This window comes from Porphyromonas uenonis DSM 23387 = JCM 13868, from assembly GCF_000482365.1.
Classification (GTDB): Bacteria; Bacteroidota; Bacteroidia; order Bacteroidales; family Porphyromonadaceae; genus Porphyromonas; species Porphyromonas uenonis.
Genome location: NZ_KI535306.1, coordinates 256,118 through 268,170, shown reverse-complemented (window position 1 = coordinate 268,170; position 12,053 = coordinate 256,118). Strand labels below are relative to the sequence as shown.

General features: G+C 51.9%; 8 protein-coding genes. 1 reads left to right on the top strand and 7 read right to left on the bottom strand.

Features of this window, described 5'->3' with window-relative positions:
- Positions 1–651: 651 nt before the first annotated feature.
- The 7 genes from L215_RS0104765 to L215_RS0104735 all read right to left on the bottom strand — a co-directional run bounded on the left by L215_RS0104765 (position 652) and on the right by L215_RS0104735 (position 10,516).
- Complete coding sequence (locus tag L215_RS0104765; RefSeq protein ID WP_027451428.1) at positions 652–2,166, bottom strand: Do family serine endopeptidase; 1,515 nt, start codon at positions 2,164–2,166, stop codon at positions 652–654.
- A 441-nt stretch (positions 2,167–2,607) separates the two neighbouring features.
- Positions 2,608–4,764, bottom strand: a complete 2,157-nt coding sequence (locus tag L215_RS0104760; protein WP_025883073.1) for a peptidylprolyl isomerase — start codon at positions 4,762–4,764, stop codon at positions 2,608–2,610.
- Between the two features lie 123 nt (positions 4,765–4,887).
- Complete coding sequence (locus L215_RS0104755) at positions 4,888–6,153, bottom strand: hemolysin family protein (protein WP_027451427.1); 1,266 nt, start codon at positions 6,151–6,153, stop codon at positions 4,888–4,890.
- Positions 6,154–6,221: 68 nt separating this feature from the next.
- Positions 6,222–6,830, bottom strand: a complete 609-nt coding sequence (lptC, locus tag L215_RS0104750; protein ID WP_025883071.1) for an LPS export ABC transporter periplasmic protein LptC — start codon at positions 6,828–6,830, stop codon at positions 6,222–6,224.
- A 132-nt stretch (positions 6,831–6,962) separates the two neighbouring features.
- Positions 6,963–8,333 carry a tetratricopeptide repeat protein gene (locus L215_RS0104745; protein ID WP_025883070.1) on the bottom strand — a complete coding sequence of 457 codons (1,371 nt, stop codon included), beginning with the start codon at positions 8,331–8,333 and terminating at the stop codon, positions 6,963–6,965.
- Between the two features lie 36 nt (positions 8,334–8,369).
- Positions 8,370–9,677: a BamG family beta-barrel-assembly machinery protein gene (locus tag L215_RS0104740; protein WP_025883069.1), complete on the bottom strand. Its 1,308-nt coding sequence runs from the start codon at positions 9,675–9,677 to the stop codon at positions 8,370–8,372.
- A gap of 56 nt (positions 9,678–9,733) precedes the next feature.
- The gene (locus tag L215_RS0104735) at positions 9,734–10,516 is read right to left on the bottom strand and encodes a type III pantothenate kinase (protein WP_027451425.1); all 783 of its coding nucleotides are present in this window, start codon (positions 10,514–10,516) and stop codon (positions 9,734–9,736) included.
- Between the two features lie 365 nt (positions 10,517–10,881).
- Between L215_RS0104735 and L215_RS0104730 the strand changes: the two genes are divergently transcribed.
- The gene (locus L215_RS0104730) at positions 10,882–12,045 is read left to right on the top strand and encodes an OmpA family protein (protein WP_025883068.1); all 1,164 of its coding nucleotides are present in this window, start codon (positions 10,882–10,884) and stop codon (positions 12,043–12,045) included.
- The last annotated feature ends 8 nt before the right edge of the window (positions 12,046–12,053 follow it).

Genomic DNA, 12,053 nt, shown 5'->3' with positions numbered 1-12,053 from the left:
AGTTAGTATGTGACTAAATAGTGTGGCGGAGATAGATCTCGTGGATAGTTACCCGCCCTACGTAGGCTAAGTTAAGAAAAATCTAATCTATATACAAATGTTGCGGGCGTCTGGAGTGATCGGGGGAGACGGGCAGGGCTGACGCATGATAAAAAACGAGCTCGTCTGATTTCCTACCTAGGAAATGGCAAAATTGCTACCTAGGAATTTCCCAAATTCCTACCTGGAAATGGGCAAATTCTTCGGACTTATTTTTTGATTCCTCCGAAGTATCATTTGATTCCTCCGAAGTATTTTTTATTTCCTAGGTAGGAATTGGAGGAATTCCTAGGTACTTATTTGGCAAATTCCTAGGTAGGAATTTAATTCTTCGGGAGGAAGGTGTAATTAGTGAGGTTTCGTAGCCACTCTGTAGCGATACTCAAGCCATGTATTCCTAGCTATCGTCAGGTGCAGCTCCTAGACGGCTGATTATAATGCGTCAGCCCTGGGGAGACGGGTAGTCGTCCTCACGGCAAAGAAAAACGGGCGAACCGTAAGGCTCGCCCGTCAGCTTGGGGGTGATATAAAATCAGTGTGATCTGATCAAGCGGAAGCGTGGTAGAGGAGTCCTGCCCCTCCTTTGCTAGGACCAGATCCTACCGTAGTTTGCTAGCTCAGGTCTATGGCGTAGTACTTCATAGAGCCACCAGGGTAGAAGCCCTTGACTAGTATCGCTTTGTCTCCCGTGCGTGTCTTCTGAGCAGCATCGACTAGCTTACGTGCTGCAGAGACGGTGCGTACTGGCTTATTATTGATCGAGAGGATGATAAAGCCTTGCTTGATGCCTGCAGACTGGAACTTGCCATTGCCGACCTTGGTGACCTCTAGGCCATAGCTGATGCCTTGCTTGCGTAGCTGGTCGCCCGAGATCTCGCGCAGGGTGGCTCCGAGGAGGCTACTGCCGTCTCTCTTGACGATCTCTGTGCTACCCTCATCGTTTTTGAGCTTTACCTTGAAGTCTCGCTTGGTGCCCTTGCGGTCTACGGTGACGACGATGGTGTCTCCAGGACGGCAACGACCGATGCGCTCCTGTAGTTCGCCCATCTCGGTGATCTTGTTGCCATCGATGGCTACGATGACGTCGCCCTCCTCGATACCAGCAGCATAGGCTGCACTGACCTCGGAGAACTCATTGACGTAAACGCCCTGAGAGACCTTGAGGCCTTTCTCCTTTCTGACGTCCTCATTGACCGTCCCGCCGATGATGCCTAGGACAGCGCGCTGTACGGAGCCATACTTCTTGAGGTCGCTAACGATCTTGGCTGCGGTATTGATGGGGACAGCAAAAGAGTAGCCTGAGTAGTTGCCCGTCTCGGAGAAGATCATGGTATTGATACCGATGAGTCGTCCCTGAGCATCTACGAGAGCGCCGCCGCTGTTGCCACGATTGACAGCAGCGTCGGTCTGTATGAAGCGAGCTATCTGAGCATTGCCTTGTGGCCCCTCGACAGCGGTGCTACGCGCCTTGGCACTGATGATACCTGCCGTGACGGTGCCTGTCAGGTTGAAGGGGTTGCCCACGGCAAGTACCCACTCGCCGAGCTTAATCTTGTCACTATCGCCAAAGGGAATGGTGGGTAGATCCTTAGCGTCGACCTTGAGTAGTGCAATGTCTACCGTGGGGTCGGCCCCGATGAGCTTGGCCTCAAAGGAGCGACCATCGTTGAGAGAGACGGATATGCTCTTAGCCCCCTCGACGACGTGGTTATTGGTAATAATATATCCGTCCGTACTGATGATGACTCCAGAGCCGAAGCTAGTGACGGTACGTGATTGTGGACGGTCGAAGCCACGGCCTCCACCGAAGAAGAACTCAAAAGGATCTATATAGTCGACGGTCTGCTCTCCCTCGACCTTGATATGTACGACAGCCTGCACCGCCAGCTCAGCAGCGGGGGAGAGGTCGGGCGCATTGCCTACGGTACGACTGGAGGTGAGCTCGTAGTCGGACTGTAGGAAGCCGTAGTCGTTTTCGGAGGTTGGGTAGTTCTTTAGCATAGCGGCGTAGGGAGAGCCGGTTGCTGACGCCTTCCTGAGGGTGGTGCGTACGACCGCCCACGATACAAATCCACTGACGAGGGCTATGCCTAGCGTCAGGAGTGCGTATTTGAGGTATTTATTCATAGCATTGAGGTTATACTTCTTACTAATAGATTGATCGGATAGTCCTCAAGAGCGGCCTTATAGTCGCTTACGCCCGAGAGGGTTTATTCATTAGACGGTTGAAGTGGCGAAATGTTGCATTGGAGAGACTGTTGCATAAAGGCGAATCTCTGTGTTGCTTTCGGGATTCGGTTTCGGTCACATACGGAGGTATGCTCCCTTCAGACCTCACCCTCAGCGCCTGGCGCTTCATCCTTTCTGCAAAGTCTAGACAATCTTGCCTGCAAGATTGTGAGACTGTTGACTTTTGCAACAGTCTCATTGGAGGTGTGACTAGGTGTGTGTCGCGGCCCTTATGGTGGTTGCCTCTTAAGAGAAGACGCACACCCGCTCGTCTGCAGGTGTGCGTCTACTATGAAATTTATAGGAGCGTACTTAAGAGACGCTTATCTATAGAGAGTCTTACCAGAAGCGATAGCGTGTATCCTCAATGGGAGTCCGCATGATGAGCTCCTGCATCGCTCTGTAGGCCATCTGCTGTCCGTAGGAGCGACGCTTCTGAGCCGTCGCTGCGGGAGAGGGCTTCGTGACAGAGGCGTCTACATTCTCCGATATTGGCTGGAGGACAACGACCTCTGTGCCTGCACGGAATGGTGCTGAGAGCTGACCGATGCCGGTCGTCATGGCATTACCCACGAGTGCTGCAGGCGTATTGGGCGAGGAGACGTAGCTGATGTTGTAGAGGGTGTCTACGCTCGACTGCATCTCTGTGGCATAGCTGTCGAGGCTATTCAGCTTCTTGCTTGCTAGGTTGGAGGCAAGCTGATCACCACGCTGCTCCATCAGGACGTAGTCACGTACTTGATCTGCAACCTGCTCGAAGGGCTGGAAGCCTGCGGGGTACTTTGTCTCAACCTGCGCTACGACTAGATAGTCGTTATTGCCACAGCGGAAGATCTTGTCTGATACCGTACCGGCCTTAGAGCGTAGGGCCCAGCTGACGACCTCACGAGAGTTAGGAATAGAGGCGAGAGCAGCTGAGGTACTATTGATATACTCACCACGGACGACGGATAGACCAGCCTTCTGAGCTGCATCCATCATTTGGTCAAACTTCTTGTCGCCCGTAAAGATATCGTTGATCTTAGCTTGCTCCTTACGGAAGGTCTCCTCGGAGAAGTTGATGGGTACTGTGAGCTGAGCAATCTTGTAGTGGTTGACAGACGCTTTGGGAGCTGTCTTACGAATGAGAAGCGTAGCTCCGGGGCGCTCCATCTTGACAAACTGATTGACAGGGGTCTTGTTTAGCGTGTCTAGCCCCATACCGAAGAGCTCAGACTCTGTGAAGGTGCTGTCGGGCATTCCGGTGTATTGATCCTGATTGATGAGGTAACCACCATTTGCCTTGGTCTGCTCGTCCATAGAGTAGTTTGCTACGACCTGTGCGAGCGTGGCTGACCCACTCTGGATAGCAGCTATCAGGCTGTCAGCCTTTAGTGCATTGACTGTGTCTAGTGGGATCACGTTTACCTTTACCTCCTCGGGTGCTTGCTTGCGGTCGATGAGCTTGATGAGTGTGTAGCTATCGTTGACAATGATAGGCTCATTGACACTTCCTATCGCACCCTCGCGAAGCATAGTCATAGCGTTGGGTTGGGTAGAGAGGAACTGCTCTAGCTCCTTGTCTGTGAAGTAGGTCTCGTAGGCATTGCCATTCTCATAGTTGCGGACCACCTTATCGGGTGTCGTCGTGGCTAGGAGCTGCATGCGAGCTGAGTCTACCTCAGCCTTTGCGGCAGCGTAGTCAGCTTCGCTAGGACGTACCAGCGTACTGTAGTAGTTGACCTTAGCCTGCTCGAAGGGGAATGCGTACAGTAGCTTGTGGCTATCGTAGTAAGCCTTTACCTGCTGGTCTGTGACTGTGACCTGATCATTGGGCAGGATAGTGCTCGGTGTGCGTACGACAGCGACGGTGCGTGTACCTAGACCTGTGGTGTACTTCTCGTCTAGTGTGTTGATAGCATAGCTACGGGTGAGCAGAGCGTTGAACTTCTCAGAGAGCCTCTGGTTACGGATCTGCTTCTCAGTCTCTAGCCACTGGTTGCGTACAGAGAGCATCATGCTCTGCTGCTCTGCGGGAAGTCCCTTGATCTTGTCCATATCCAGCTCGCTCATGACGTTGCGAATCTGCTCGGGGTCACCCATATTCACGCCAAACTGAGAGAAGAACTGAGCTGCGAGCTGTGAGGTGGGTAGCCCCTCACCAAAGATAAGGGCCGAAACCTCTGCGGGGGTGACACGTAGTCCGACCGCCTTGGCTTCTTGCTCTAGGACGTAGTCTGCGATGAGCTCCTGTGCTAGCTGATTGCTGATCTGCACACGATCCTGGTCCGTTAGCTTGCCCTGGCGCTCGTATGGCTCGGTGCGCTCGGTCAGAAGCTGCTGGTACTCGTCGTACTTGACCTTTTTGCCGTCAATTTTGAGAGCAACCATCTTGTTGTCCTGAAGCAGTGATGAGCCAGATCGTAGACCATCACCAATGATAAATGCTAAGAGTGCGACACCCACTACGATGATGAGTAGGCCGGCACGATTTCTAATTTTCTGTAGCGTAGCCATTATATAGTACTATCTGTTTTTTCTTTCTCTAGTGTCTGGTAGCCCTGCTTTCGGCTATTCCCTCAGAGGAGAGAGTAGGGGATGAAAGCCATCTAGATGGCAAAGGTAGTTAAAATTCAGTTATCAGAGGTCTTTCCACATCTTGACGAGTTCAATACGGGTATCCGTCGACTTGATAATATCGAAGTGTAGCTTGCCAATCACAATCTGCTCCCCTGGCACAGGGATGCGCTCGAGATGATGGATAATCAGTCCAGCTATGGTGATATACTCATCATCGGTGGGGAGTGCGAGCTCCCACTGCTCGTTAGCGTCGTCTATCTCTAGTCGTCCACTGAAGGTGTAGGTCCCGTCAGCATTGTGCTTGGATACGATTTTGTTTTGGTCATGCTCATCCTCAATGTCTCCAAAGATCTCCTCGACGAGGTCCTCGAGGGTGATCAGCCCAGAGGTGCCTCCCAGCTCGTCGATGACGATGGCGATGGACTTCTTGCGCTGCATGAGGATCCCCATGAGTTTCTGCCCGTTCATGCTCTCAGGGACGAAGACTGCGGTGCGGACACGTCCTTGCCAGTCGGGACCCTTGAACATCTCTGCCGAGTGAATGTAGCCCAGCACGTTGTCTATATTCTCCCGATAGACGATAATCTTGGTCAGTCCAGTAGAGATAAAGAGCGAGGTGAGCGTCTCAGCATCTGTACCAATCTCACAGGAGACGATCTCGTTGCGCGGGATCATACAGTCCCTCACCTGAGTGGTGGAGAAGTCGATAGCGTTTTGGATAATCTTGACCTCGGTGTCAAGGTCACTGGAGCCCTCTCCACTCTGACTCATGTTGAGATAGTTGTCTAGGTCTAGGGTCGTAAGCTTGGGGTGCTCCTCAGTGGTGGGCATAGCGTCCTTGGGTAGTAGGAGCATGAAGAGCTTAGAGAGACCAGTGGAGAAGAGTGTGATCGGGTAGAGGAGTATGTGAAAGAATCCCGAGGGCAGAGCTTTGCGATACATCTGCTGATTGGGATTCATGCGGTTGCGCGCCTTGGGTAGGTACTCCCCGAAGATAACTATGATAAAGGTAGAGATGAGCGAATTGACCGTAATCTGGAAGACAGGACTACTGCTGATAGAGGTTAGCACAGGGGCAAAGAGCTGAGTCATAACCATACCGTAGATGACCAGCACGATGTTGTTGCCGACGAGTAGGGTCGTGATGAAGCGATCTGGTCGACGGTAGAGCATCGACAGGGTGCGCCCGATGACTCCTCCGCGATTACTGTCTAGCTTCAAGCGCAGACGATCTGCCGAGAGGTAGGCGATCTCAGTCCCTGAGAAGAACCCCGAGAGGAGTAAGAGCAGGACGATGTATACTATTAGCCAAATCGTATCAGCCATGTAATGGATCTCTAGCTGTGTGATTCATACATTTGCAAAGATAGTGGAAATATGTGCATCACGACACGCTACTCACTCATCTCGGGATCATCTTTTACGAGCATCTGACCACTGCTCCCGTGGAAGGCGTAGCGGGTAAACTGCTCGTCGCTCTCGAAGTTGCACCCCTGAATCTTTCGCTCTGGGGTGTCTATCCAGACGCTATCTGGTGTGTAGATGCGCTTTTCCTCTTGATCCCAATAGAGGAGATGCGAGTAAAAGCGTGAGCCCGCACGGTTGCGTACGTTGATCTCGCCATGTAGCTCCCATAGCTTGCGGTCTGTCCAGTAAAAAGCTGAGTCAGCCTCTACAAAGACGGTCGTACTGTCCCGCTCGTCAAACTGCTCCGTGTAGAGCCCGTGAGGGAAGTACCAGTGAGCCTCACGGCCCACTTTGTCGTTCTTATTATATACGTACCACTCAGGCGTGATCAATCTGTACTGAGTGATGCCTGAGTCAGCGACGAGAGCACGCACATCTCTCGTATACATCGAGTAGGCCGTCTCGGGGTCTAGACCTACGTCAGAGAGTGGCGGGGGATCCTTGCGCTGACAACTGGTCACGACAAGCAGACTCCCCGCCAAGAGGCATAGGAGTGTCCGCATCATCTGCACGGTGCTACTCTTGTCGTGTCTCATAGGGTGATGGTTGAGGGATATAACAAAAGTCAGCCAGTATAGCGAGTCTCATTGTCTTGCTAAGCTGGCTGACTTTTCTAGTTGTTGTGAGATCTATAGATGTGCCCCACAGTGTGTGGGGACGTGACTTCCTTAGCGGATGCGTGTAGACTCTCCAATCCAACCGCCTACGTAGAAGGAGTCTCCCACATTCAGGTTAGGATCAAAGAAGATATCCTGCTGAGAGGGTAGCTGCCTTGAGTATTGACTGATGAGTCTACCAGCCTCACCAGCGACGCTACTGTCTATGCTACGAGCTCTCTGTAGCTTGTCAATAGCTAGACCGTACACGAGACGCTGTCTGATAGGATCACCGGGGAAGATGCTCTTAGCAGAGGCCGCGTACATCTGTGCGATCAAGATAAGCGGAGCGCCAAAGGAAGGATTAGCAGCCAACGCCTTGTTGCAGTACTGACGTGCAGATGCGTAGCTACGAGCCTTCATATCGATGACGCCGAGTGTGTAGTATGCCGTGGCCTGGAGACGCTTGTCTGAGGTAAGCGAAACAGCATCCGTGAGGTATTGCTTAGCTTGGCTCATCTGACCCTTGTTGATGCAGTCTGAGGCTAGTCCCATAGCAGAGGCTGCGGTCGGCTTGATGTTATAGAGGTAGCGGCTAGCGGTAGCGTAGAGAGGACTGTTCTCACACTTAGCATAGCGAAACATATCCAGCATCGCCTGTAGGTACTTGATGTTACCTTTGTTCTTCTCTAGGCCGTCACCATAGATCTTGATGAGCATGTTGCAATCGGCGAGACCGCTCGTGGCAAAGAGCTCATCGAGCTGACCCTTGAGCGCCTGGAGGTTCTGTAGCTTGACCGTGTCGCCTGCCTCGGTGAGGTTGTCTACGTCAGCCTGTAGGATACCGTTGCCCGTCATGTAGTCATCGACATAGTGCTCGTGCCAGTCGGGGTTTCCGATCGCCTTATTCATAGATGCGAAGACAAAGAAGTATACGAGCTGGCTCTCCGTCTGATCGCCCATCTCATCGACGATAGGCTTAGCCCACTCATAGATCTTGTCGTAGCTAGCCTTGTCACCGTAGAGACGTAGGTAGTCGTTGATCTTAGCCGTGGTTATGTAGTCCTTACCATACTTAGGGTCATCGCCAAAGTACTTGATACGCATATCGTATAGCTTGAGAAGCTTCTCGATAGCGTCTTGACGAGCAGCATCGTTCTCGGCTTTTTCGATCTTCCAGTTCATGATCTGCACGCCATAGAGGTAGATGTTCTTTGTCGAGCCTGGACACTTCTCTAGGGCCTCAAGCCAGAAGGGGTAAGCCTCCTTAAAGTTTTTAGCCTTGACATAAGTGGTGAAAAGGCTAATGTTTTGCCGGCACTGAATGCTATCATCTCCAGAGCCAAAGGGTGTTCCCGTCTCTACGCCCGTCTGAGCTCCCAGTGTTAGTGAGGTCGCTAGCAGGACGAGTATGGAGGTTATCAGTAGATTCTTCAGTTTCATAGTTGTCTGTATGGCTTAGTGCTTATATAAAAGGTTTTAATCCAGTTTGATTGGGTTGAACCACGACTCGTTGAAGCGTAGCGCCACACCCAGTGTCAAGTAATGCTCCGCTAGTCCTGTACGGCTAGAGGGGAGCAGGTAGGAGTATCCGAGCGTTACGTCCACATGTGAGCGTCTATCCACGAGTGGTAGTCCGAGTCCCAGATTAGCTCCTATCTGGTAGTAGGAGTTGTGCCCTCCTAAGCTGTTGGGGATACGTAAGTAAGCGTTCTCACCTTGTAGTCCAGCGCGATAGGCTATGCGCTGCCCGTAGCGTGAGGAGCGCTCGTTAGGTATCCACGACATACCTAGTGCCACTTGCCACTGATCTACCCCCTGGTAGTCTAGTGATTGGTTCGTGGCAAGAGCCTTGCCCCATCTGCTATATTTGACATCCGCCCCGGCGATAAGTTTATTCTCTATTTGATACGCTAGACCTGCGCTGAAGACGTGTGGACGGGCAAAGAGTGACTTGCTCGTGATCGTGTCGGCATGGATGACTTGAGCCCCCTTGCCAGACACGGTCTCCGTCTGGAGAGAGAGCTGTCTGCTCCACATAGGAAGCTGGGGCTCGTAAGTGAAGCCTATGTTAATCTTGTGCCCATCAGCTGAGAGCGGTATGATGCCCTGCGACCCGATGCGTACACCCACCGAGCGAATACGAAGGTGGTCGAGGAAAGTCGGATTCAGACTCTCCTTAATATCGTATGTGATGCGACGCTCATGCTGTAGATTGCCAAAGAGGTAGGAAGCGTTGACACCGAGTGACCAGTAGGGGAGGATCTTCCATGCGAAGCCTAGATAGACCTCCTGCAGGTTGCCCTGTCCCTTGTAAGCGTGCGCAGCGTAGTGATCCTGGACTCCAGGTACAGGTACGCGTGTGCCATAGCGATAGCCGACAGTCGAGTAGGGGAGTAGTCCAGCACTGGCTGCAAAGTGCTTGCCGAGCGGTATCAGAGCCGTAGCATAGTCAAAGTTGCCCACCATACGTGCATCCCGCTTTCCCGCTTCGGTGAGCATATTCATGCCCATAGAGAGTCCGAAGTCAAAGAGAAACGTCATCGAGTCCACCGCCGTGTAGGAAGCGGGGTTGGCAGGGTTGATGATCATGTTGTCTCGTATAGCGGTAGTCAGTCCACCCATTCCTCTGAGGGCATGAGGTGTCTGCTTATCTAGTCTGCCCAAGCCGAAGCGACTGTAGGGTGACTCCGTAACGTTGCTCTGAGCAGAGACTGTACTCGGAATTAGGAAGGCAGCCGCTAGGAGCGTTACTATGGTAGTGATGCGTGCTATGTGTCGAGACATATATGCTGTATTATAATAAGGAGTGGTAGCTGTGACCGTCGCAAGTCACGGATAGATCAACTGTCGTGCGAGCGTGCTACTTGATACTGAAGGATGTCACGTAGCCCCCGCTCGACTAAGTTTGTCTCCACAAAGGTCGGATATTTTAGCCACTTGACAAAATCCACTGCATATCCACCCGTGATCCAGACCGCTAAGCTAGGGTAGCGCTTGCGTAGACCCTCTATATAGGCGTCTATCTCGTGAACGATGCTTCGTGCCACCCCCAACCATATCGCTTGATCAGTCTGCCCGCCTAGCTCTTGGTGCCATAAATCAGCGTGTGACTGGATGTCAGACCACGGCACACGAGGTAGCCGAGCCGTGTAGTCATGCAGTGCTTGTAGACGTAGCTCAGGACCTGGGGATATGTTGCCCCCCATATAGCGCTTCTCGGGCAGGAGCAGATCGTAGGTGATGGCAGTGCCAATGTCGATGACTAGCGAAGGCTCCGTCGTGAGCTGTGCTACAGCGACGACGCTAGCTACGCGATCCACCCCCAGACACTGCCTGTCATACTGTACCTCTGCTAGAGGTAGTGGAGTCTCAGCGTCGAGTGTGACAAAGAGTTGGCAGACGCTTTGGATCGATTCCAGCCAAGGTGCCTCTCGCTCTCCCACGGAGCTGTAGATAGCGTAGAGGGGCTGTGTAGGCAACTGGTACGAGTGCATCAGCTCCAGTAGTTGGTCGCTGGTGGGAGGCTCGGGGTAGAGTCGTGTCGGGTAGAGCTGTTCGTCTGTCGCTAGAGCGATCTTCAGGCGACTATTACCCTGATCTATGAGGATGTACGTAGGAGACATATGGGTCGTACTACAGCTTCGCGGCACAAAGGTACAGCTTTTGGGGATTAGGACGGAGTGGCATATGTGGAGCGTAGATTCATCAGGATTGAAGAGCACTCCTATTATAGTAGTGTAGTGAGGGCTGTGAAAGGCTGTACTATAGCCGTCTGGAGGGGCTACGAACGGTGTAATTAGCTTCAGTATGGAGCACTTTGTAGGTCAAATTCCTTCTCAATCTTGCATCTCATTTGGTTAAGTCAATAAATAATACTACTTTTGCAGTGTACTACGTGTTTTGGAATGCCAATCTTCGAGCGCGAAGAGCACGCTAAGACGCACTAAACTAATCAGAAACAAACCAGTAACAAGACTAAAGTATAATTATGAAAGTAAAGTTCTTTCTGATCTCCCTCTTGTTGGGAGTTACTACTCTAACGCTGAGTGCTCAGGAGACTGCAGCACCTCAAGCTGGCACAAAGCCTGTCTACAAGACAACCTTTGAGCGTGGCACAGCAGCAGATCATTGGTTCCTTACGCTACAGGGTGGTGTGGGAGCTCAGTTCCTAGAAGGCAATGAGGAGAAGCCTTTCGGTGATCGCCTCCAGATGTCTTACTCGCTCTCTCTGGGCAAGTATCACACGCCTTCTTTTGCTACACGCCTCAATCTAGTTGGCGCTCAGGCTCACACCTACTATAAGGTAGGGAACGATGTGATGAACTACGAGACGAGCTTCGTAGGTGCTCACTACGACTTCATGTTTGACATGGTCAATCACTTCAGCCGCTACAATGCTAAGCGTGTCTTCCACATCATCCCATTTGCAGGTGTGGGCTACAACATGAAGTTCAACAAGGCTTTTGAGGATCTGCATCACACAGCAGCTATCGACGCTGGTCTACAGCTCCAGTTCCGTCTAGGTCGTCGTGCTGATCTCGTCATCGAGGGTAAGGCTATCTACAACAACTTCAACTTTAACTACAGCCACTGCCCCAAGTCTACTGCTTGGAATCCTAATGCCTACAACGGTCTCTACGGAGCCCTCACAGGAGGTCTTAACTTCCGCATGGGTGGTGTCGAGTGGACTGAGGTTGTCCCGATGGACTACAACCTAATCAACGATCTCAACAGCCAGATCAGCTCACTCCGTGCAGAGAATGCTGAGCTCAGCAAGCGTCCTGTCTCTTGCCCTGAGTGCCCTGAGCTAACCGCACAGACTACTACGACAGAGGTTATGTCTGACAAGACGATCCTCTTCAAGTTCGATAGCTCTCGCATCGACAAGAACCAGATGATCACGCTCTACAACGTTAGCGAGTATGTCAAGGCTCACAACACGCCTATCCTAGTTATCGGCTACACCGACACAACGGGTGATGCCAATTACAACTTGGGTCTATCTGAGCGTCGTGCTAAGGCTGTCGCAAATGCCCTCATCAATGACTTCGGCGTATCAGCTGATATGATCACCACTCAGTGGGAGGGTGCTACAGACAAGCTGTTTGATACGAAGGCTTGGAACCGTGTTGTTATCATACGCTCTAAGTAAGTCGTATA